Raw genomic sequence first — 20,422 nt, 5'->3', positions numbered from 1 at the left:
ATCAATATCGACAGCTTAAAAAAATGAAATAAAATAAATTTCTGATAAATATTGGTTAAGACGATTATTCAGCTTATCTTTGGCGGGTATTCAAAATTCCGGAAAACATGTTTGAATTTCAACAGTATTTAGGCTTTTTACTTTTCTTGTGTATCTTAACCATTGGATTTTGGTTAATGATTTTCTTGGTTGGTTTTGTTCAGTATTGGCTGGGCGGAGCAATCATCGAATTGATCAAAGAAAAGAGAAATAAAAAGAAAGATGAATAATATTAATTATTCAAGATATAAAAGGGAACTAATGGTTCCCTTTTTATTTGCCTTGTTTTTTTGCAGGAAGTATATTATAAAAAAGGGAGCTGTAAATGAGCTCCCTTTTTTTAGTATCTTATTTGAAATATTCTATTTTGCGTTCCACTACAAATTTAGGTACTCCGCTAATCGTAATGGTTTTTTTAATCCAGTTGCCATGGCTGTCATACTCATAAGCCGTTTTGCGGTCCAAAAGAACGGTTTTGTCTTTACCGGTATACCTTTCTGTGATTAGATTGTTTTTATCGTCATACGTCTGGTCTAATTGCGCCGTTACAATCGCGTTGATGATTTCCTTGCGCTGGATGAGGTTGTTGTTTTTGTCATATTGAAATTCTTCCAGTACTTTCCCGTCTACAAATCCGTCATAGGTACGGTTTGATGTCAGATTGCCTTTGGCATCATAGGTTTTAACTTCGGAATATTCCATTTTATCCTGGGCATTCAGCGTTACGGTTTCGATGAGCAGGTTTTGGGCGTTATATTTATTGTTGATGGTGTATAGTCGTTTGTAATCGGGATTCAGGCGCTGTTCCATTGTCATATTGTTATGCTCGTCATAAGTATAATCGGTAAGGAACTGAATGGTTTTCTCTTTTAGGAAAGCTTTCTCTTCTCTCACTTTATCGTTTTTCCCGAAAGTATAGGTCGTTCTGTCTGTTAAATTGTCTTTACCGTCAAAGCGTCTTACTTCCACGCGTTGGTTTTTGATAAAGGTGTTCAGTGTTTTTTCAATTTGTTCTCCCTGAGGATTTCTGCGGGTGATGATGGTATTGTTCCCGTTGTCGTCCCAGGAATATTTGGTTGTAAATGCTGAGGTCGGATTAATATATTGGGTAACCAGTAATTTTTTGTCTTTATTGGTAAAAGTCGTTTCTTCAAGCAGGTTTCCGTTCATCAGGATTTTTTTCTCCAGGATCAGACTTCCGGTATTGCTGAATGCCAGATGGCTGTTGTAGCCGTTCTGGTTTTCGGTTTTTGGTTCACCGATTTTGCCATCAACGAGTGCAAATGATTTTTCAGTAACGCTTTTTACATTGTCGGAAAGTTTATAATCTTTCCAGTTGTTGACAATTTCTGTCGGTTTTTCTTCTTTTTTGCAGGCGATTAATAAAAAGGTCAGTAAGAATAGGGTATAGGTCGATTTCATTTGATATGTATTAATAGTCAAAAATCCATTATTTTTTTGAGAATGACAATTATTTCTGAGAATTAACATCAGAAAGCGTCGTTTTTGTGTTAAGAGTGCCGCTGTTGCTTTGCTGTGCGTACTGTTTTAGAAAATCGTATAAAATAAAAAATCTACCCTGGGGTAGATTCTCTATAATTATAACGTGGGTAATAAAAGTATGATGAGTCTATAAGATTCTGAATTATCGTTTTGGTTGCTTTAAAAAATGTTATTTTTTTATAAAATTTATATAATGCTGAAACGCAGTGTTTTATTTTAAACTTTTTGTAATAAAAAATACTAATCCTGTACGCCCGGAGATAATTGCGTTCTGTACTGGGAAGGGGTACAGCCTTCAAAGCGCTTAAAAAACTTGGTAAAGTTGGAAGGGTCAAATGTCAGTAAGGCGGCTATGCCGGTAATGGGCATCGTGGAGTCTTTCAGTAATTTTCGGGATTCTTCCATAATTCTGTTTTCAAAATAGAAACAGGGTGAATTGCCGGTTTGTAGTTTTATGGTTGTACTTAAGTGTACCGGATGAATGCACATTATAGCTGCGATGTCTTTGATTTCATACATCGTATCGGCCTTACCCTGCAGGATATTGTCAAGATGCAGGTTAACCTGATCCATAAACTGAAGTGTAATTTCTTCTTTCCGGGAAATGTATTTTTGAGGCAGTTTGGTCATCTTATAACAGTGAAATACAAAGTTAGATTAAAGGTACGGATTGACTGATGATGGATAATAAAAAATCCGCCTGCGGGCGGATTAGTATTTATTTTTTGATTTTTGCTTGTGCGGCATCGAATTTTTTAGAAACGGCATCCCAATTGATCAGGTTGAAAAAAGCAGTGATATAATCTGCTCTTTTGTTTTGATAGTTCAGGTAGTAAGCATGTTCCCAAACATCCATGCCAAGAATCGGCGTTCCGGAGATACCTATATTTGGCATTAACGGGTTATCCTGATTTGGCGTGCTTCCTACTACTAAAGCTCCGGTTTTGTCTACAACCAACCAGGCCCATCCGGAACCGAATTGTTTTGCACCGGCATCGGAAAACTGTGTTTTGAAGTTTTCAAAAGAACCGAATTTAGTGTTAATAGCGTCTGCTAAAGCACCTTTTGGTTCCCCACCGGCTTTCGGAGCCATAATTTCCCAATACAGATTGTGATTGTAATAACCGCCGGCATTGTTGCGGACAGCTTTGTTCTCTGGATCCAGCTTGGTTAGGATGTCTTCTATGGTTTGTTGTTCCAATGCGGTACCGGCAATCGCTTTGTTTAAGTTATTGGCGTATCCTACATGGTGTTTTGAATAGTGAATTTCCACGGTTTTAGCATCAATATGTGGTGCTAAGGCATCATAGGCATAAGGCAGTCCTTTCATTTGAAAAGTACCCGGATCAGCTTTTACATCGGCAGGATTTCCCAGAGGAGAGGCCGTTTTTGGCTGTTCTACAGGATCGGGTATCTGAACAACTTCTTCCAGGTTGTTTTTGTCTTTACAGGAAAACAGAACACTGGAAAATAGGAAACTTGCAACTATGATATTGGATTTTCTCATAATTTATGGTATTAAGGAATTAACAATTTCAATGTATAATTTTTTGGCTTCATCCGGAGATAAATGGCGTACCTGCATCCAGGCATTCATTTTAAAGGCGTTTCTGAGATCCTGGGGTTCCTGGAAAGATTCTCCTTTGGAATAGCCGGAAGTGGCTTGTTTGTAATAGGCATAGAGACGCAGCATGACATCCTGAGGCAGGCCTTCTGTCATATTGGAAGCTTTTTCGAAAGCTTTTTGAAATTGCGTATCTAAATCGTAATCGGTCATTATTGTTTGGTTGCAATGATAGTTTTATTGCCTACGGCCTTATCATTTAGTTTTACATTAATTTCCGTACCTAATGGTAAGTATAAGTCCACTCTGGAACCGAATTTAATAAAACCGGCATCCGTTCCCTGAACAACTCTCATGCCTTCTTCGGCATAGTTAACAATACGTCTGGCCAATGCACCGGCAATCTGGCGGTACAATACTTCACCAAAGATTCTGTTTTCGATAACAACAGTTGTTCTTTCGTTTTCTTCACTGGCTTTCGGATGCCATGCAACAAGATATTTACCCGGATGGTACTTGCTGTATTTGATCAATCCGTTTAGCGCATATCGGGTAACGTGTACGTTAATAGGTGACATAAAAATAGAAACCATTAAACGTTTTTCTTTAAAATATTCCGGTTCGTATACTTCTTCAATAACAACTACTTTTCCGTCTACCGGAGCAATAACATGATTGTCGCTGATAGTGGCAATTCTTTTAGGATTTCTAAAGAACTGAAGTACGAGTACCAACAGGATTAAAGCAATAATCTGTACTGCTTTCATCAACCAGAAAATACTAATGAAACGATCTGCTAAAAGTATAGCAGCGGTAACCAAAATGGTTGTTATTAAAATAATTTTTGCGCCTTCCTTATGAAACATAATTTAAAATTTGATAAAATAAATATAGAAATGGTATTGCAAATATAACACTATCTAAGCGATCTAAGATACCTCCGTGTCCGGGCATTATTTTTCCGCTGTCTTTTACACCGGCAACTCTTTTGAATTTTGATTCTACCAAATCGCCGATAGTGCCGAAAAAGCCTACAATCAAACCGGTAAATATCCAGGTAAGAGGGGAGAAGAAAGTGAAGAACTGGCTTAGGATATAACTTCCGATCATTGTAAAGATCAGTCCGCCAACAAAGCCTTCAATTGTTTTTTTAGGAGATATTCTCTCAAAGAGTTTCGTTTTTCCGAATGATTTCCCGACGATATAGGCAAATGTGTCATTCGTCCATATTAATACAAACACGCCAATAACAATCTTAGGATTGAAAGTACTGGCTGTAAAAGGGAGTTTCATTAACAGTATAAAAGGCAGGATAATGTAGCCGAATAGTTTTACGTATTTTGAGGCTTTGTCTGCTTTTACATGAATACGGGTGCTGAACAGATCGATGATCAGATTAACAGATACAAATAAAGCCGCCAGGCAGATGGCGATATCGGTAGCAAAAGCATTGGTCCGGAAAGCAACAAACAAGATGTAGCTTGCCAGTCCGAGTACTATGGGTAATCCGTTTTTTAAATGAATCAGTTTGCAGAATTCTACAACAGCAATCAGTAGGAAGACTCCAAAGAGCAAAGAAAAGCTTACTTCAGAATAAAGGGTAGCCGATATTAATAATAATATATATATAAAACCCGAAAGGGCCCTGATACTGCTTTCTCCCATATTACAAATCTTCTAAAAGCAGTAAATAGAGATTTTTAGGGCAGCTGCCGTATTGTAAAAAATCTTCTTCTTTCGCTTTTTCGAAATATTTAAAAGTGGTGATATTCGTTGGATATTCTTTGTCGTATTTTCTTTTAATATCTCTTAAACCATCGCTTTTATTGGCAATAATCTGACTGGTTGTAGCCAGTATGATGATATTAGAGGGTAAATCGTTGGGTTTGTTTTGTCTAAGCTGATTGGATGAAAAAAGTATCGAACCTTCATCGGCGATAAGGCTTTCACAGGTAGCGAATAAAAATTTCGGGTTTTTAGGGCTGTTATAGCTTAGTTTATTTTCGTCAAGAAGACTAAAAAGTTTTGGCTCCAGGCAAATTACTTCGCTTTCGAACCAGTCGTTCTCAACTAATATGCTTTCAAAATTATCGTGTACTTCGGGTAAATTTTCACAATACAAAAACTTACCTCCATTTTTTTTGAAATTGAAAGTGAATTGCTCGTCTATTGGCATCTCAATCTCCGGATGATACTGGCTCAATTCGGGCTCTTTTTCCTCCTTTGAAGTATCGTTCGCATTGCCGAAAAGTTTTTTAAAAAGACTCATAAAAGTAGGTCAGATCTTTGTTTTTTGCACTTGAAATCAATCAAAGATAAAAAAATCTTAATTCAATATTACATTAGAATTAAGATTTTTATATAAAATGTGATATTTATTTTTCTTATGATTCGGTAACTACTTCATTTTCTGTTTTTTCATAAGGACGCTTCCCGAAGATCGTTTCCAGGTCGTCTTTGAAAATAACTTCTTTCTCAATTAAAATATCGGCTAACTGATTCAGTTTTTCCTTATTTTCATTCAGGATATGAATCGCTCTGTTGTACTGCGATTCGATTAAATCCGAGATTTCTTTGTCAATGATTCTGGCTGTTTCTTCCGAATATGGTTTGGAGAAATTGTACTCACTCTGACCTGACGAATCGTAATAGGTTACATTCCCTAATTTGTCATTTAATCCGTAAACGGTTACCATAGCACGGGCCTGTTTGGTTACTTTTTCAAGGTCGCTTAACGCTCCGGTTGAAATCTTGTCGAAAATAACTTTCTCTGCCGCACGGCCACCCATGGTTGCACACATTTCATCCAGCATTTGCTCCGGTCTTACGATCAGGCGCTCTTCCGGTAAATACCAAGCAGCTCCCAAACTCTGACCACGCGGAACGATGGTTACTTTTACAAGTGGTGCTGCATGTTCCAGCATCCAGCTAACCGTTGCGTGACCTGCTTCGTGTATGGCAATGGCACGTTTTTCTTCCGGGGTAACAATTTTATTTTTCTTTTCAAGACCACCTACGATTCTGTCAACAGCATCCAGGAAGTCCTGTTTGTCAACCGCTTTTTTGCCTTTACGGGCAGCAATCAGCGCCGATTCGTTACAAACGTTGGCAATGTCTGCTCCGGAGAATCCCGGTGTTTGTTTTGCCAGGAAGTCTGTATCGAGTTCTTCCGATTTTTTAAGCGGTTTTAAGTGTACTTCAAATATTTCTTTACGCTCACGAACGTCCGGTAAGTCCACATAGATTTGTCGGTCAAAACGTCCGGCACGCATTAAAGCTTTGTCTAAAACATCGGCTCTGTTTGTCGCTGCCAGAACGATTACGTGGGTATTGGTGCCAAAACCGTCCATTTCGGTCAGTAATTGGTTTAAGGTGTTTTCACGCTCATCATTAGAACCGGAGAAATTGTTTTTACCACGGGCTCTACCCACAGCATCAATCTCGTCGATAAAGATGATGGACGGTGATTTTTCTTTTGCCTGTTTGAAAAGGTCACGTACACGTGAAGCTCCCACACCTACAAACATTTCAACAAAATCGGAACCGGATAAAGAGAAGAAAGGTACTTTTGCCTCTCCGGCTACGGCTTTTGCCAATAATGTTTTTCCGGTTCCCGGAGGACCAACCAATAAGGCTCCTTTAGGGATTTTACCACCAATGCTGGTATATTTTTCCGGCTGCTTCAGGAATTCCACGATCTCCTGGATTTCTTCTTTAGCGCCTTCCAGACCGGCTACGTCTTTAAACGTAACTTTAATATCGTTTTTTTCGTCAAATAGTTTGGCTTTGGATTTTCCGATAGAGAAAATCTGACCGCCACCGCCGCCTGAACCACCGCCTGACATTCTTCGGAACATAAATAACCAGAAGGCTATTATCAGAATGATCGGAAGGAAGTTAATCAGGATATCTCCCCAGTTACTTTCCGGTTCTGAGGAATAATCATTCAGTTTTCCTTCCAAACGGGCTTCTTCCAGTTTCTTTTGAAAAAGTTCGCTGTTCGTACCGATGTCCAGCGTGTAATGCGGACCGGTATTTTCTTTTCCTAATAGGTTTTTTTTCTCAACTTTTGCGTGAGTTTTGCTACTAAGCGCTTCTTTTTTCAGGAATACCTGAGCCGTACTTTTATTAAAAACTACTTTGTCTACCTGACCGGAGTCTAGGTATTGGTAGAATTTGGATAAAGTTGTCGGTTTAACTTCCTGGAAATTGGTTCCGCTGGAAACAAGCTGTATCGCAATTAAAATCAAAAGTACTGCACCATAAATAACCCATGGGCTTATTCTGATCTTAGAAGGATTCGGTTTTTTATCTTTTGACATGTGAAAATGTGAGTGTTAGTATTTGTTTTCAATTGAAGTGATTTTAGCATCACCCCACAGACTTTCGATGTTGTAGTATTCACGGATGTGTTTTTGGAATACATGCACCACGATGCTCACATAGTCCATTAAAACCCATTCTCCGTTTTCGGTACCTTCAACATGCCAAGGTTTGTCTTTTAATTCCTTGGAAACTACTTTTTGTATAGAGTTAACGATCGCGTTAACCTGTGTATTGGAATTACCGTTACAAATTACGAAATAATCGCATACGGTGTTTTCGATTGCTCTTAAATCCAGAATATCTATATCATTCCCTTTAACTTCTTCTACGCCTTTGATGATGTTTGCTAATAAATCATCATTATTAATATCCTTTTTCGCCATTTATTATTTTATATATTTTCGCAAAGTTATCAAATTTTGTCTTTATTTTTGAACCTTAACACAAGATTAAGCGATATAAAGTTATTTATTTCTATGAATATTATCAAACTCGGTGCCACATCTTCGACAAATGATTTTTTAAAAGATTTACTGACAAAACAATTTGTTGAAAACTATACGGTTATCATTGCAGAAAATCAGACAAAAGGCAAAGGCCAGATGGGGTCGGAATGGAATGTGGAATCGGGTAAGAATTTGACATTTAGTGTCTTAATCAAGGATTTGCTGCTGGATATCAATGCGATTTTTCATTTGAATGTTGCGGTAGCCATCAGCATCGTGGAGGCGTTGGAAAGTTTAAATATTCCCGGTTTATTTATTAAATGGCCTAACGACATTTTGGCAGAGAACAAAAAGATCGGTGGCATACTGATTGAAAACAGCATCAAACCGAATGGTGAGATTTTTTCTATCGTGGGCATCGGGCTTAATGTGAACCAGAAAAACTTTAAAAATCTGCCTAAAGCAAGCTCACTTTTGGTGATAACGGGTAAAGAATTTGATAAGGAAACCGTTTTTGTTGCCATTCTGGAAAACCTGAAACGGAATATGGCTTTGCTGCGAAATAAGGAGTACAGCCTGCTTTGGGAGGTTTATGATAAAAACCTGTTTAAAAAAGGAGTGCCGATGCCGTTTGAAACGGATGATCACCATCGTTTTATGGGAATTATCAAAGGAGTAACCTCAAACGGTAAGCTTGAGGTACTCCTTGAAGATGATTCGGTAAAAACGTTTGATATTAAAGAAGTCAGGTTGTTATATTAACCTTTTACCTGACGATAATTTCGTATTTACTCAGTAATCCTTTTAAGCCGTCTTTAGAAAACTGCGCTTTTTTCAACCGGGTCTTTTCCGGATCGATCGTGAAATTGTAGCTGGTTACGAAATCCGCTTTTTCTGCTTTGGCATCTGTGAAAACTGCTTGGTGTAGGTTGCAGTTGTCAAATAATACTGCTGTTAAATCGGTGCCCATAAAATCGGCGGCAATCATACTGCAATTGGTAAAGGTCATTTGTTTTAATTTGAGAGCGTAAAACTTGGAATAGTCTAAAAGACAGTCCTTAAAATGGAATTCAAACAGCAGCTGGTCGGTCATGGCAAAGTTAACATTCGTGAAATCACAGTTGTTAAATTGGACATTTCGTAAGCCGACATAATTGATTTCTGCTTCTTTAAAGTTACAGTTGTCAAAATTACAGTCGGTAAAAGCTACTCCTGAAAAATTACAATTGGTAAAATCGCAGTGACTAAATGTGCATTCTTCGTATTCTTTAAACTTAATTTCGTTTTCGGAAAAAATATGATCCTTAAAAGTGGTATTGAATATAAAATCGTTGTTTTTCATTAAAGTGGCTGCTGAATGCTTAAAGTGAATTTTTTTTCATGTGTCAGTTTTTGGGGTTTTCTAAATCAATTCTCTCGAGAATATCTCTGTCAATAGGCTTACACAGGTAGCCTATTATTTCGGGAAAGCTATTGGCTTTTTCCCGGTCTTCGTTAGCAATTGAGGAGCTTGCTATGTAAATGGCAGGTTTTTTTTCAAACTTGAAATCAATCCGCCGCAATTCATTCATAAATGCCCAGGCGTCCATTTCCGGCATGTCGATGTCTAGTAGGATAACATCGGGAAATTCCTCGGCATTTTCAATTTCTTTGAATGAATCAATAGCAACTTTTCCATTCTTGTAACTAAGGATCTGACTAAATAACTGACTTTTCTCAATTATTTTTTTTGTAATTAATTGATAGATGGGGTCATCATCAATGATACAGATACTTTTTGGGGCGTTCATCTGAAATATATTTTAAAAGTTGTTCCTTCGCCTAATGCGCTTTTAACGACAACTCTTCCACCCATAGCATCAATCTGGTTTTTAGAAATGAATAAACCGATTCCTCTTGCTTCACCGTGATTGGTGAATGTTTTGTACATTCCGAAAAGTTTTTCTCCATTTTTTTCCAAATCAATTCCTATTCCGTTGTCTGTTATTTCTAAAACGGTTTTTCCTTCTTCCTGATACGATCTGAGGTCAATGACCGTTTGTCTGTCAGGATGTCCGTATCGAATGGCATTCGATATAAAATTAAGCAATATACTTTCCAGATAAGCAGGATTGTATTTTACTTCTATATCATTGTTTACTTCATTCTTAATTATTACATCATTCTTTAAAATTTGTTCTCGGAGTACATCCAGTGTTTTTACTATGTATTTATTTAGGTTTAAGGGTTCAATGATAAGGTTAATATTGGTTTGAATGGTAACAACTTCATTCAGGTTGTTCATGGTTTCATTAAGTACCGAAGAAACAGATTTCAGCAGCTGAATCATTTCTTCTCTTTCTTCATCGGTATCCGCAGATTCAATCAGATTCGAAATGGATTGAATATTGCTGGTATGCGAACGCAGGTTGTGCGAAACGATATACGAGAAGTTTAAAAGACGCTTGTTTTGTTCGGTCACCAGATGGAGGGTATTGTTCAGTTCAAGCTCTGCCATTTTGGCTTTGGTAATGTCAATCATGATACCTCTCAGGTTTACGGCAATATCATTTTCGACCACAACACTAACGATGTCACGTAGCCATACGATTTCACCGTCTTTGCGAATCATGCGGTATTCGGAGTCGTGCTGTCTTTTTTCGTAAGTGTATCGGGAGAAATACTCGATTACCCATTCCCTGTCGTCCGGATGAACGTGGTTGATCCAGAAAGAAGGAGAGTCCAGCCATTCTTCCGGTGTATAGCCTAAGATGTCTTCTACTTTACGGCTGATAAACGTAAAATCATAAGTATTCGGATCGCCTTCCCATACAATACCGTCGATAGTGTTGATCAGGGATTCGATTTTCTGCTGCGATTTCAGAATGACTTCTTCAGAATTTTTACGTTCCGTAATGTCCTCTGTTGATACCAGAACGCGTTCTAAAGTACCTTCATATTCCGGTACCACGCTCCATCTGAAATGAATGTGGCGGTGCTCGTTATCCAGCAGTCTTACCTGGGAATCCCCGGTAATGTGGTTTTGTCTTTGTGTAATGGCAATTAATTGTTTGGTGAAGATAGGAATGCCTTCTTCGTCAAAAATGGTGCTTAATTTACCTTTTAATATGTTTTTGTCTTTAACGGAATGTAAGGCCAGGCACATGTTGTTGACATCGATTACCTTAACCATGGTAAGGCAGTTCAGGACAACATCGCGGTTGTTTTTGAAATAATTCTCAACATATTCTTTACTGGCGTCAATAAGATCCAGTTCGCTTAGATAATTTTTTACTTCGGAGAAGTCTTCTTCCCACAACGGAATAGGGGAGTTGTTGAATAAACTTTTAAAACGTTTTTCACTTCTCTTGATTCTGTCCTGTGCTTCTTTTTTGTCGGTTATATCTTCAATGATGCCAATGTGTGAAGTTGGTTTTTCGCCAACAGACCATAGCGGTGTAATGGTAACGCTTGCCCAGACAATGTTTCCGTCTTTGTGGAAGAAGCGTTTTTCAAGTCCGAATTCCCGGATGACACCTCTTTTCAGAAGCCTCATTTTTTTGAAATCATTTTCCAGATCGTTAGGATGGGTGATCATCATATAATCCATCTTGCTGATTTCGTTGGTTTCATATCCCAGCATTTGGCAAAAGCGTTCGTTGGCTTCTATGAACGTACTGGAATTGGAATCAATATGGGCAATTCCGATGGCGGCCTGTTCGAATATGTATTTGAACTTGATTTCGCTCTTCATTAAACGAAGTGCCTGCGAATGTACCAGACGCTGTAGTTCTGACGGTCTTTTTAATAAGCTTGTCGTAAATAAGCCGCAAATCAGCGAGAGCACGATCGCCAGGATGGCTATCGGTGTTAGCTGTTTGATTAAATAGTAATTGTTTGTGGTAATCAGGTATAGTTTCCAGTCTCCTTCCGGGAAGGAAACGGTCAGGTGTGTTCTTTTTCGGAAATTTTTCTTATTCGGCAAGAAGAATTCTTCTTTACCGGTATCGGTGTCGGTTTTTGAGAACTGAAAGTAATATTTGTCTTTAGAGAATGCTTTGATGCCGGAAGACTCCAGAAAGGTGTCAAAACGGATCACAACGGCGCAGAAGCCCCAGAATTTATTGGCTTTAAAAACCGGAAACCGCCCGATGATGCCCAATCCGCCCTGTTTTAATTCTACCGGGCCGGCATAGTACATTTTACGGAGCTCAATAGCTTTTAAAGCGGATTTGTTTTTTTTTAAAGGGTCAAGGATATTGTAATTAACAACGGCTTCATTTCCTTCTAAAGGATATACATATTTGATCACACCGCCCGGAACCAATTCGATAGCATCAATATTCGGACTGGATTCGATGAGTTGTTTTCCTACTTCGTTAAAGTTTTTGGAATGACCGTTATCGTCAATGGTCATGGCTAACGTTAGGGTTGTGATGTAACTGTTTTTCAAAGACTGCTCAATATTCTGATGAACGACATTCAGAATACTGCTCATTTCACGCTGTTCGCTTTCTTTTATAATTTGATAACGTAGAAAAAGAATTAAATTTGAGATTAAAAATAAAAGTGTAAATACCAATATCCCAGTGGTTTTAGGTCTTGATAAAAACCAACTTATGAGAATAGTAATTTTTTTATCCAGATTCATTAGAGATGCCTTTGGGGATGGGTGTTAAAACTTTATAAATTTATAAAAAATACGAATAAATGAATTAAAAAAAATGCAAAAAACTCATTATTTCACAATAAAAGTTAGATTTGAATAAAAAAAAAGCTCATCTTAAAGATGAGCTGATATTGTGACCTCGACAGGATTCAAACCTGTAACCTTCTGAGCCGTAATCAGATGCGCTATTCAGTTGCGCCACGAGGCCTTGTTTTTACGGGTGCAAATATAGGCAATAATGTGTAACTTGCAAACGAAATTGAAATAAAATTTAAAAAAAAATGGCACTAAAAGAGTATGTACGTGATATTCAGGATTTTCCTAAAAAAGGAATTATTTTCAAAGATATCACTCCGTTGCTGAATAGCCCGGAAGGAACTAAAGAATGTCTGTCAATATTGATGGAAAACCTGAAAAATAAGAAGATCGATAAAGTAATCGGGGTGGAAAGCAGGGGCTTTTTCTTTGCTACTTTACTGGCTCATGAACTAAATGTTGGGTTTGTACCGGTCCGTAAACCCGGAAAGCTGCCTTTTACAACCATTTCGGCTTCGTATGAGCTGGAATATGGTTCGGACAATTTAGAGATCCATACAGACGCGATAAAGAAAGGAGACAGGGTTTTGATCCATGATGATGTACTGGCGACAGGAGGCACCGCTAAAGCTGTTTGTGAGTTGGTGGAAAAACTGGGCGGAGAAATTGTTCAGTTGAATTTCTTAATGGAGCTGCGTTTTTTAAACGGAAGGGAGAAAATTAAGCCGTATGATATTTTTGCGGCAATGGAATATTAGTCCAGCGCTTTACAGGTAACATAATACCGCCAGGCAAGAATTGCCTTTTGCCAGTTGCTGGCTTTGGACAAATCCAGATTTTGTTTGCTGTAACTGGGAAGCAGTATTTTGTTTATCCGGGCTAATGCTTTGAACATGAGTGTATTGTTTTTTGTAAAGTTAAAAAAAAAGACTGTCATGAATGCATGACAGTCTTTTTTTTAGTTGTTTTTTTCTTCTTTTTGCGCTTTTTCTACACGCTTTTCGATTTCTTTCTCGCGAAGTTTGAGGGCTTTTTCTTTGGCTTTCATAGCGTCTTTTCGGAGCTCGTCTCTGTGTTTAAACATTTCGTCTCTTTTCTTGAACATTTCGTCTCTTACCTTAAATTGCTCATCTCTCTTTTTGAACATTTCATCTCTTTTCAGCATGGCTTCCTCTCTTGCTTTGAAAGCTTCCGCTTTTGCATTTTCTATTTCAGGTCTGATTTTTTCCATTGAAACGCGGGCATCTTCTAAGGCTTTTCGGGTAATTTCTGCAGTATCGATATCAATGTCGTCACTATTAAAAACTTCTTCACCGTCAATAATTATCCGTGTGCTTCCTTTTTTGGAAACAACTTTACCGTCTTTAATAACCACACTGCTGCTGCTGGTTGTTGTTGTAGAACTTCTCATCGGAGCTGGTGATGCCGGAGCGGATGGCGAAAGCGGACTTGCCGGAGAAAGCGGACTTGCCGGAGAAAGTGGACTTGCCGGAGAAGGCGGACTAGGTGGCGATGGTGGACTCGGCGGGCTTAACAGATTGTCAAACCAGGAGCTGTTATCCTCGGCATCGTCATTGTCATCGTCGCTATTTTGGGCAATCGTTTTTACACTGATTCTTCTGTTGGGAGTGTCAGGTGTTGCATCGGTATTAAAACCGATTTTTACTTTCCCGTTTTTGTCCGTTTTTCGGACAATACGGATAGTGGATATTGGTTCATCGTTGTCGATTTGCGTAATACCGTTATTTCCGTTATTGTCTTTGAACTGCACTTTAATACGGGTGATTTCCCCATTCTTATTTCGTTTTATCTTGGAATATTTAAGATTGATGCCATATTCGTTCTGAAGCAGCTCGGCATTTCTTTTTAATTCTTCGTCTGTAGTATTTTTGTTTATTACTACAGTGACATTATCGGCTGCGGCAGCTTTTTCACTTTGTGCCATACGGCTTTGTTTTTCCTGTGCCAGGATTTTTACCTGGAACTGCATGATGAATAATGCCAGAAGCGGAAGGATGATTAGGTACTTCCACAAATTCCTTTTTCGGGACTGATCTTTGTTTAACATAACGATTCGTTTTTTGATTAATGATTGATAAAAATGATTGGTGATCGCAATGCACTGGGTGTGCATGGTTACTTTTACTAAGGTTTTCTGATACGCTTTTTTATCATTGACAACTTTTGTTGCTTCTGCATCGGCAATGAATTCCAGATTTTGAGCAATGGCTTTTTTGTATACCCAGATAATAGGGTTAAACCAGAAGAAAATACAGAACAGCTGCGCAATAAGCATGTCGGCCGAATGCTTTTGAATGCTGTGGATCTTCTCGTGCTCAATAATGTCTGTTAACTCGTGCTGCTGTAAAAGCTTGGAGTTGTAAACAATGTAATTAAAGAAAGAAAAAGGTGATTGGACTTTTTCCGTATCGATATAGTAAAGATTATTTTTGGTAACGGCTTTTGGTTTTTCAATTATCTGCTGTAAAGAGATGTATTCTGCTATAAAGCGGATACATAATAAAAGAATTCCGACAGCATATAATAAAATGACAATTAAATGGTAGTTAATTTGAAAATCAGGTTCACTGACCGCCGGAATTGTATTTTGTATGTATGGATGATAGGTGTCCGGGACAGTTGGAGTGCGTTCTACCCAGATAATTTTCGTGAACGATATTAAAGGCAGTAAAACGGAAGTAAACAATCCTAATAGTAAGAACCAGCGGTTCGAATTGAAAAAAGTTTCTTTTCTCAAAAAGATAAAATACGCCAGATAAAAAACAGCTATCAGCACTGTTACTTTTAAGATATAAATACCAAACGCTTCCATAAACCTATTTTTTTTCGATCATGTCTAAAATTTCACGTAATTCTTCAGCACTGATTTTTTCCTCTTTAGCAAAAAAGGAAACCATACTCTTATAGGAGTTGTTAAAATAATTCTCAATAGCATTATTCATAAAACCTTTGCGGTAATCCTCCTTCGAGATCAGCGGGTAATATTGATGGGTATTACCAAAAGCTTTGTGGGACACATAGCCTTTCTCTTCCAGGTTTCGGATTATGGTGGATAATGTATTGTAATGGGGCTGGTCTTCCTTGATTTCTGCAAGCACCTCTTTTACAAATGCTTTTTCCAGCATCCATAAAATGTGCATTACTTCCTCTTCTTTGTTTGTTAACTTCTGTGTCATGATAAATTATTGCGATACTGTTTGCAATCCTTATTATAGTAACGCAGAACAAATGTATAACTATAAATTTAGTTTTGCAACTAAAAAAGTAGTTTGTAAACTAAAAAAATAGTTAAACCGGGGTTTTGGAAGATGGAATGTGTTTTAAAATGTTGTTTTTTAGTATTTTATGAATTTTCGTTTCGCAATATTTTTTGCAGCCAGATTCCGCATAAAGCTGCGATTCCGGCAAAAGTGCCCATAAAAATCCAGTTGGTATTGTAGTTGTAGCGGGATATGATCTCCATTCCGGTTTTCGAACTCATAATATGCGCAAGGCTGAAGCTCATGGTGTACAAAGCCATATAACGTCCTTCGTGTCCTTTGGGAGCACGTCCCATGGCAAAGGAATTTGAAAACGGGAAAGCAAACATTTCTCCAAAAGTGATAAAAATCATGCTGAGCACGAGTATTCCGGCCCATATATTGAGTAACAGCAGGTAAAAGGCTATGGCAATGCATACGGAGCCATAAAAGATAATTTTTGTTTTATCCGTTTTTTTGCGTTCGAAATAACTGACCAAAGGCATTTCAAAAAAGAAGATCATCAAACCGTTAAAGGACATTAGTAATCCCGTTTGAAATTCGGAAAGGTTGAATTGCTCATGATGGTATAACGGCAGGGTTGTAAATAGCTGAAAGAATACCATGGCAGTTGCAAAACTGATAAAAAGAAACAGCCAGAAAGGACGGTCTTTAAAAACGGATTTTGCCACGGCAGCAGCATCGTTATGACTGTGAAAAGCTTCTTTTTTCTTTTCTTTTACCAACAGGGCAAAAATGAGGATGGAAACAATACAGGAAGCGCCATCTATCCAGAAAAGCCCCTGGTAGCCGATTCCCATAATGATTAAACCGCCTAAAGCCGGTCCGGCAGCAAAGCCGAGATTTACGGCTAACCGGACTAAGGTGAGCGCGCGGGTACGGTTTTCCGGTTTGGCATAGGCACTTAACGATACAAACATTGCCGGACGAAACATATCGGCAATGATCATGATCGAAAACATGGCGAGGCACAGGCCTGCAAAGCTGGTGATAAACTGAATTACGAAAAACAGCAAACCGCTGGTGAAAAGGCTGAAAATCATGATCCGGTAAAAGCCTATCTTGTCCGATAGTTTTCCGCCCAGCCAGGAACCGATCATCGAACCGGCGCCAAAACAAACCATTATCCAGCCTACCTGATGGTAGTCGAAAAGCAGGTCCTCTTTTAAATACTTGGATAAAAAAGGGAGCACCATGGTTCCGGCACGGTTGATAAATGTAATTAGCGTAAGGATCCAGATCTCTCTTGAGAATCCTTTAAAGTTATTGATATAACGGGAAAAAGCCTGTTGCAGCATAGCGGGTTTCTAAACATCAAATTTACAAACTAATTTATTCCGGTTTTAGTATTTTAATACGGTTTAATCGTTAAATCATGATGAATTTTTCAGCACGGTATTTTTGATTATTTTTGCAGCACAAAATAAATTGATTTTAAAGACTTTGAATCCATGAAAGTAATAAGCGTTTTACTGATAGCGATACTGTTCCCGGTTTTGGGTTTTTCGCAATGCGGAAAGGAAGCGGTTGAGGCGTTTCGGCAGAAAATTAATTCGGAATATGCCGATCCGGCCCATAGTCCTTTAAAAGCAAAAGATTTAAAAACATTTAAATCACTGGACTTTTTTCCAATTGATTTAGCGTATTGTGTTACAGCGAAATTCATCAGAACTACAGATGCCAAACCGTTTAATATGCCGACAACCGGTAAGCGGAAGCCGCTGTATGTGAAATACGGAGAAGTACATTTTACATTAGGGGATAAAAACTTTAAACTGAATGTTTATCAGAACCTGGAGCTGATAAAAATGGAGCAGTATAAAAAACATTTGTTTTTACCGTTTACAGATTATACGAGTGGGGTGGAGAGTTATGGCGGCGGACGTTATATTGATCTGGAGCTGCCGGAAACCGATATGCTGACGATTGATTTTAATCAGGCATACAACCCTTATTGTGCTTATAACGAAGGATATTCCTGCCCGATCCCGCCTCAGGAAAATGATTTGAAAACGGAAATCAAAGCCGGAGTAAAAACATTTAAAAAATAATGTTCTATAATCTTCATACCCATAAAGCTTCCGGTGCTGCCAATGTTTTGGAAATTGTCAACCAGTATCCGAATGAATTTGACGCGACGGCACAGTACTTTTCCATTGGGATTCATCCGTGGCATATTCATTTGGAACGCCTGGATCAGGATCTGGCTGTAATAGCAGAAAAGCTGCAGTGGGATAACTGCCTGGCTTTGGGAGAATGCGGATTGGATAAAAGAATTGAAACGGATCTGAAAACACAGATAGCCGTTTTTGAAAAGCAGCTGGAACTGGCCAGACATTTTCAGAAACCGGTTATACTGCATTGTGTGGCGGCCTATCAGGAGGTGATTGCAATTAAAAAACGCATGCAGCTCACGGTTCCGATGGTTATACATGGTTTTTCAAAAAATTACCAGGTGGCAAAATCATTACTGGACAACGGATTTTACCTGTCTTTTGGAAAATACCTGCTGCGCAATCCGGAATTAGCGGCTGTTTTTAAGCAAATACCGGACGACCGTTTTTTTATGGAAACCGATATGGTGGAAGAAACCATTTTTGAGGTATATCAGAAGGCTGAGGAGATAAAACAGTATGCTGTTACCGAAATAGTGGCCCGTAATTTTGAGAACGTATTTAATAGTAACAATAAATAAGATTAAAAAAGAAATAAATGGCGGAATGGACAGAAAGAGCAGAATTGCTTTTTAAGAAAGAAGGATTGGATAAATTACAGAATGCCAACGTTTTGGTTGTGGGTATGGGCGGAGTAGGCTCGTTTGCAGCTGAATTTATAGCCAGAGCAGGTGTTGGTAAAATGACAATCGTGGACGGTGATGTAGTGGATATAACCAATATTAACAGACAGCTGCCGGCTTTGCACTCTACCGTAGGGGCACCCAAAGTAACCATTGTAGGGGACCGGTTAATGGATATCAATCCCGAATTGCAGTTAACCCGTGTTCAGGAATTTTTATCGCCGGAACGCGCTTTTGAACTGGTAACTCCGGAGTTTGATTATGTTTTGGATTGTATTGACAGTATTACACCAAAACTGAATCTTATCCTGGCTGCAAAGCGAAAAAAAGTAAAGATCATCAGTAATATGGGAGCAGGAGGGAAACTGCTTGCCAGTAAAGTTACGGTAAGGGATATCAGTAAAACAGATGTTTGCCCGCTGGCAAAGACCATTAGAAAGCGTTTAAAGAAAGAAGGGATCACTACCGGGGTAAAAGCTGTTTTCTCGACGGAAACACCGGATGAAACCAGTTTGAAAATGACAGACGGACTCAACTTTAAAAAGTCTTTTTACGGAACGAACAGCTGGATGCCGGCATTGTTCGGTTTGCATGCTGCGGAAACAGTAGTCAAATATTTGTTGAAGAAATAAAAAAAGTCCCTGAAAAGGGACTTTTTTTATGCTTTATTATTCGGTGGCAGCCGGAGCTGCAGGTGTTGCTGTAGGAGTAACCGGTTTCGGTTTTACGGCCGGTTTTGGTTTTGCCGTTATCGGGATAAAAATCTCGGTAACCCATTCGGAAGGTTTTCGGTGCTGGTGTGCACTAACTTTGTAAACCTCGATGTATTTTCCGGTGGTATCTTCCATCCACTTGTTTTTGGTGATCTCGGCATAGGCTTTATCCCAGGCTTCTTTACTGTGGGAGTAATCCCCGGTTAACGTTGTTTTTAAGGCAAGATACGGTTCTAATTTTCCACCGGTAATGTCGCTGCCCTGTGCTGTGAAAATTTCATCCTTAACCGGAATACAGGTCGAAAACTCTACACTGTTATTAGCCGTGTCGTATTTGTTGTAGATAGCAAAAGAGCTGCCGTTTACGGCTATATTATTGTCTTTTGTGAATTTGTTTAAATTAATCAGCATAGCACTCATTAATTTAGGCAATTCCGGAATCTTGCAGCTTACGGTTTGTTTGATATAATAGGTTCCAGCCTTTTTAACCAGACCGTTTATTTTGATGTTATACGATTTTAATTCTTTAACGAGTACATTGTCAATGTTGGTAAGCCCTTTGTCAAACATTGGCGCCAGCATGTTTTCGGCACCGCCGCTTAAAATGGAGAATGCTTTCATCATGAAATTCATTTCGCCTTTCATGCCCCAGGTTACTTTTGTACCGTTTTTTACAGGTGTAAAAGTCCAGTAAACATCGGAAGGTACAGTACTGTCGTTAAAATATATTTTTTGGGTAATGCTGTCGTTGTCAACCGTTTTGATGGTTTCCATTTTACCGTTTCCTTCTTTTCCGGTCCAGGAGAAAGAAGCTCCTGTGCCTTCGGTAATTTCCGGGTAACTGTATTTAATGTTCGGATCGTCTTCTTTCCAAGGGCCCCAGTCTTCCCAATTTTTATAATCATTGATATAACTATACAGAGCCGATTGTGATACGTTTATTACTTTACTTCTTTGAATGTCAAACTTACTGCTCTGAGTAGCAATGTAAACCGCCAAAGCGATTGCCCCCAAAACGATTAAAAGAAATATGTATTTTACTATGCGCATAGAATTATAGATAATTTCA

Annotated in this window: 23 protein-coding genes and 1 tRNA gene; 6 read left to right on the top strand and 18 right to left on the bottom strand. The window is 38.6% G+C overall.

Annotated features, from left to right (window positions below):
- Positions 1–107: 107 nt before the first annotated feature.
- The gene (locus BGO42_RS09605; RefSeq protein WP_177733565.1) at positions 108–269 is read left to right on the top strand and encodes a hypothetical protein; all 162 of its coding nucleotides are present in this window, start codon (positions 108–110) and stop codon (positions 267–269) included.
- Positions 270–387: 118 nt separating this feature from the next.
- On the opposite strand, the gene BGO42_RS09600 is transcribed toward BGO42_RS09605, so the two are convergent.
- The 9 genes from BGO42_RS09600 to rsfS form a co-directional block, all read right to left on the bottom strand.
- Positions 388–1,461, bottom strand: coding sequence for an RHS repeat domain-containing protein (locus tag BGO42_RS09600; protein ID WP_273246846.1), 1,074 nt, complete (start codon positions 1,459–1,461; stop codon positions 388–390).
- A 321-nt stretch (positions 1,462–1,782) separates the two neighbouring features.
- Complete coding sequence (locus BGO42_RS09595; protein WP_273246847.1) at positions 1,783–2,172, bottom strand: helix-turn-helix domain-containing protein; 390 nt, start codon at positions 2,170–2,172, stop codon at positions 1,783–1,785.
- Between the two features lie 88 nt (positions 2,173–2,260).
- The gene (locus BGO42_RS09590) at positions 2,261–3,049 is read right to left on the bottom strand and encodes a superoxide dismutase (protein WP_273246848.1); all 789 of its coding nucleotides are present in this window, start codon (positions 3,047–3,049) and stop codon (positions 2,261–2,263) included.
- Between the two features lie 3 nt (positions 3,050–3,052).
- Positions 3,053–3,319, bottom strand: a complete 267-nt coding sequence (locus BGO42_RS09585) for an acyl-CoA-binding protein (RefSeq protein ID WP_177733573.1) — start codon at positions 3,317–3,319, stop codon at positions 3,053–3,055.
- Positions 3,319–3,972: a phosphatidylserine decarboxylase family protein gene (locus BGO42_RS09580; protein WP_177733576.1), complete on the bottom strand. Its 654-nt coding sequence runs from the start codon at positions 3,970–3,972 to the stop codon at positions 3,319–3,321. Before BGO42_RS09580 ends, BGO42_RS09585 begins: the two co-directional genes overlap by 1 nt.
- Entirely contained in the window at positions 3,962–4,771 is an 810-nt protein-coding gene (locus tag BGO42_RS09575; RefSeq protein WP_273246849.1) for a phosphatidate cytidylyltransferase, read from the bottom strand. Before BGO42_RS09575 ends, BGO42_RS09580 begins: the two co-directional genes overlap by 11 nt.
- Before the next feature lies 1 nt (position 4,772).
- Positions 4,773–5,375 (bottom strand): lactate utilization protein B/C, encoded by a 603-nt coding sequence (locus BGO42_RS09570; protein WP_177733580.1) that lies wholly within the window; start codon positions 5,373–5,375, stop codon positions 4,773–4,775.
- Positions 5,376–5,490: 115 nt separating this feature from the next.
- Positions 5,491–7,428, bottom strand: coding sequence for an ATP-dependent zinc metalloprotease FtsH (gene ftsH / locus BGO42_RS09565; protein WP_177733581.1), 1,938 nt, complete (start codon positions 7,426–7,428; stop codon positions 5,491–5,493).
- 15 nt (positions 7,429–7,443) lie between these two features.
- The gene (gene rsfS, locus BGO42_RS09560) at positions 7,444–7,815 is read right to left on the bottom strand and encodes a ribosome silencing factor (protein WP_177733583.1); all 372 of its coding nucleotides are present in this window, start codon (positions 7,813–7,815) and stop codon (positions 7,444–7,446) included.
- Between the two features lie 93 nt (positions 7,816–7,908).
- Between rsfS and BGO42_RS09555 the strand changes: the two genes are divergently transcribed.
- On the top strand, positions 7,909–8,640 hold the full coding sequence (locus BGO42_RS09555) for a biotin--[acetyl-CoA-carboxylase] ligase (protein ID WP_273246850.1): 732 nt from the start codon (positions 7,909–7,911) through the stop codon (positions 8,638–8,640).
- A 4-nt stretch (positions 8,641–8,644) separates the two neighbouring features.
- On the opposite strand, the gene BGO42_RS09550 is transcribed toward BGO42_RS09555, so the two are convergent.
- The 4 genes from BGO42_RS09550 to BGO42_RS09535 form a co-directional block, all read right to left on the bottom strand.
- Complete coding sequence (locus BGO42_RS09550; protein ID WP_177733601.1) at positions 8,645–9,220, bottom strand: pentapeptide repeat-containing protein; 576 nt, start codon at positions 9,218–9,220, stop codon at positions 8,645–8,647.
- Between the two features lie 43 nt (positions 9,221–9,263).
- Positions 9,264–9,668: a response regulator gene (locus tag BGO42_RS09545; protein WP_177733603.1), complete on the bottom strand. Its 405-nt coding sequence runs from the start codon at positions 9,666–9,668 to the stop codon at positions 9,264–9,266.
- Complete coding sequence (locus tag BGO42_RS09540; RefSeq protein ID WP_286749142.1) at positions 9,665–12,355, bottom strand: PAS domain S-box protein; 2,691 nt, start codon at positions 12,353–12,355, stop codon at positions 9,665–9,667. Before BGO42_RS09540 ends, BGO42_RS09545 begins: the two co-directional genes overlap by 4 nt.
- Before the next feature lie 305 nt (positions 12,356–12,660).
- A tRNA-Arg gene (locus tag BGO42_RS09535) sits at positions 12,661–12,734 on the bottom strand.
- A gap of 73 nt (positions 12,735–12,807) precedes the next feature.
- Here BGO42_RS09535 and BGO42_RS09530 point away from each other — a divergent pair.
- Positions 12,808–13,320, top strand: coding sequence for an adenine phosphoribosyltransferase (locus tag BGO42_RS09530; protein WP_177733607.1), 513 nt, complete (start codon positions 12,808–12,810; stop codon positions 13,318–13,320).
- Here the strand turns inward: BGO42_RS09530 and BGO42_RS09525 are convergent.
- The 4 genes from BGO42_RS09525 to BGO42_RS09510 form a co-directional block, all read right to left on the bottom strand.
- Positions 13,317–13,457: an SsrA-binding protein gene (locus BGO42_RS09525; RefSeq protein ID WP_177733609.1), complete on the bottom strand. Its 141-nt coding sequence runs from the start codon at positions 13,455–13,457 to the stop codon at positions 13,317–13,319. The genes BGO42_RS09530 and BGO42_RS09525 overlap by 4 nt on opposite strands.
- 63 nt (positions 13,458–13,520) lie before the next feature.
- On the bottom strand, positions 13,521–15,395 hold the full coding sequence (locus BGO42_RS09520) for a M56 family metallopeptidase (RefSeq protein ID WP_273246852.1): 1,875 nt from the start codon (positions 15,393–15,395) through the stop codon (positions 13,521–13,523).
- Between the two features lie 4 nt (positions 15,396–15,399).
- Positions 15,400–15,759, bottom strand: a complete 360-nt coding sequence (locus BGO42_RS09515) for a BlaI/MecI/CopY family transcriptional regulator (protein ID WP_177733613.1) — start codon at positions 15,757–15,759, stop codon at positions 15,400–15,402.
- A 167-nt stretch (positions 15,760–15,926) separates the two neighbouring features.
- A complete protein-coding gene (locus tag BGO42_RS09510; RefSeq protein ID WP_273246853.1) occupies positions 15,927–17,141 on the bottom strand; it encodes an MDR family MFS transporter in 1,215 nt (404 codons plus the stop codon).
- A 153-nt stretch (positions 17,142–17,294) separates the two neighbouring features.
- Here BGO42_RS09510 and BGO42_RS09505 point away from each other — a divergent pair, with 153 nt between their 5' ends.
- From BGO42_RS09505 to BGO42_RS09495, 3 genes are read left to right on the top strand one after another with little or no spacing between them, the layout of a single operon-like run.
- Entirely contained in the window at positions 17,295–17,894 is a 600-nt protein-coding gene (locus tag BGO42_RS09505; protein WP_177733617.1) for a DUF1684 domain-containing protein, read from the top strand.
- Entirely contained in the window at positions 17,894–18,538 is a 645-nt protein-coding gene (locus tag BGO42_RS09500) for a TatD family hydrolase (protein ID WP_337955196.1), read from the top strand. Before BGO42_RS09505 ends, BGO42_RS09500 begins: the two co-directional genes overlap by 1 nt.
- A gap of 17 nt (positions 18,539–18,555) precedes the next feature.
- Complete coding sequence (locus BGO42_RS09495) at positions 18,556–19,272, top strand: tRNA threonylcarbamoyladenosine dehydratase (protein WP_273246854.1); 717 nt, start codon at positions 18,556–18,558, stop codon at positions 19,270–19,272.
- Between the two features lie 36 nt (positions 19,273–19,308).
- Here the strand turns inward: BGO42_RS09495 and BGO42_RS09490 are convergent, their stop codons facing one another.
- Positions 19,309–20,403: an SRPBCC family protein gene (locus tag BGO42_RS09490; RefSeq protein ID WP_273246855.1), complete on the bottom strand. Its 1,095-nt coding sequence runs from the start codon at positions 20,401–20,403 to the stop codon at positions 19,309–19,311.
- Positions 20,404–20,422: the final 19 nt, after the last annotated feature.

It is taken from the genome of Flavobacterium sp. 40-81 (assembly GCF_001898245.1).
GTDB classification, from domain to species: domain Bacteria; phylum Bacteroidota; class Bacteroidia; order Flavobacteriales; family Flavobacteriaceae; genus Flavobacterium; species Flavobacterium inviolabile.
This window is presented reverse-complemented; position numbering and strand designations above follow the sequence as displayed.

Excerpts from the sequence above, each read along its gene's own strand:
- BGO42_RS09605 (WP_177733565.1), top strand. The coding sequence starts at position 108 with ATGTTTGAATTTCAACAGTATTTAGGCTTTTTACTTTTCTTGTGTATC.
- BGO42_RS09600 (WP_273246846.1), bottom strand. The coding sequence starts at position 1,461 with ATGAAATCGACCTATACCCTATTCTTACTGACCTTTTTATTAATCGCC.
- BGO42_RS09525 (WP_177733609.1), bottom strand. The coding sequence starts at position 13,457 with ATGTTCAAAGCATTAGCCCGGATAAACAAAATACTGCTTCCCAGTTAC.
- BGO42_RS09575 (WP_273246849.1), bottom strand. The coding sequence starts at position 4,771 with ATGGGAGAAAGCAGTATCAGGGCCCTTTCGGGTTTTATATATATATTA.
- BGO42_RS09490 (WP_273246855.1), bottom strand. The coding sequence starts at position 20,403 with ATGCGCATAGTAAAATACATATTTCTTTTAATCGTTTTGGGGGCAATC.
- BGO42_RS09580 (WP_177733576.1), bottom strand. The coding sequence starts at position 3,972 with ATGTTTCATAAGGAAGGCGCAAAAATTATTTTAATAACAACCATTTTG.
- BGO42_RS09500 (WP_337955196.1), top strand. The coding sequence starts at position 17,894 with ATGTTCTATAATCTTCATACCCATAAAGCTTCCGGTGCTGCCAATGTT.
- BGO42_RS09585 (WP_177733573.1), bottom strand. The coding sequence starts at position 3,319 with ATGACCGATTACGATTTAGATACGCAATTTCAAAAAGCTTTCGAAAAA.
- BGO42_RS09495 (WP_273246854.1), top strand. The coding sequence starts at position 18,556 with ATGGCGGAATGGACAGAAAGAGCAGAATTGCTTTTTAAGAAAGAAGGA.
- BGO42_RS09555 (WP_273246850.1), top strand. The coding sequence starts at position 7,909 with ATGAATATTATCAAACTCGGTGCCACATCTTCGACAAATGATTTTTTA.
- BGO42_RS09520 (WP_273246852.1), bottom strand. The coding sequence starts at position 15,395 with ATGGAAGCGTTTGGTATTTATATCTTAAAAGTAACAGTGCTGATAGCT.
- BGO42_RS09595 (WP_273246847.1), bottom strand. The coding sequence starts at position 2,172 with ATGACCAAACTGCCTCAAAAATACATTTCCCGGAAAGAAGAAATTACA.
- BGO42_RS09530 (WP_177733607.1), top strand. The coding sequence starts at position 12,808 with ATGGCACTAAAAGAGTATGTACGTGATATTCAGGATTTTCCTAAAAAA.
- BGO42_RS09545 (WP_177733603.1), bottom strand. The coding sequence starts at position 9,668 with ATGAACGCCCCAAAAAGTATCTGTATCATTGATGATGACCCCATCTAT.
- rsfS (WP_177733583.1), bottom strand. The coding sequence starts at position 7,815 with ATGGCGAAAAAGGATATTAATAATGATGATTTATTAGCAAACATCATC.
- BGO42_RS09550 (WP_177733601.1), bottom strand. The coding sequence starts at position 9,220 with ATGAAAAACAACGATTTTATATTCAATACCACTTTTAAGGATCATATT.
- BGO42_RS09590 (WP_273246848.1), bottom strand. The coding sequence starts at position 3,049 with ATGAGAAAATCCAATATCATAGTTGCAAGTTTCCTATTTTCCAGTGTT.
- BGO42_RS09570 (WP_177733580.1), bottom strand. The coding sequence starts at position 5,375 with ATGAGTCTTTTTAAAAAACTTTTCGGCAATGCGAACGATACTTCAAAG.
- BGO42_RS09515 (WP_177733613.1), bottom strand. The coding sequence starts at position 15,759 with ATGACACAGAAGTTAACAAACAAAGAAGAGGAAGTAATGCACATTTTA.
- BGO42_RS09510 (WP_273246853.1), bottom strand. The coding sequence starts at position 17,141 with ATGCTGCAACAGGCTTTTTCCCGTTATATCAATAACTTTAAAGGATTC.
- BGO42_RS09540 (WP_286749142.1), bottom strand. The coding sequence starts at position 12,355 with ATGAGCAGTATTCTGAATGTCGTTCATCAGAATATTGAGCAGTCTTTG.
- BGO42_RS09505 (WP_177733617.1), top strand. The coding sequence starts at position 17,295 with ATGAAAGTAATAAGCGTTTTACTGATAGCGATACTGTTCCCGGTTTTG.
- ftsH (WP_177733581.1), bottom strand. The coding sequence starts at position 7,428 with ATGTCAAAAGATAAAAAACCGAATCCTTCTAAGATCAGAATAAGCCCA.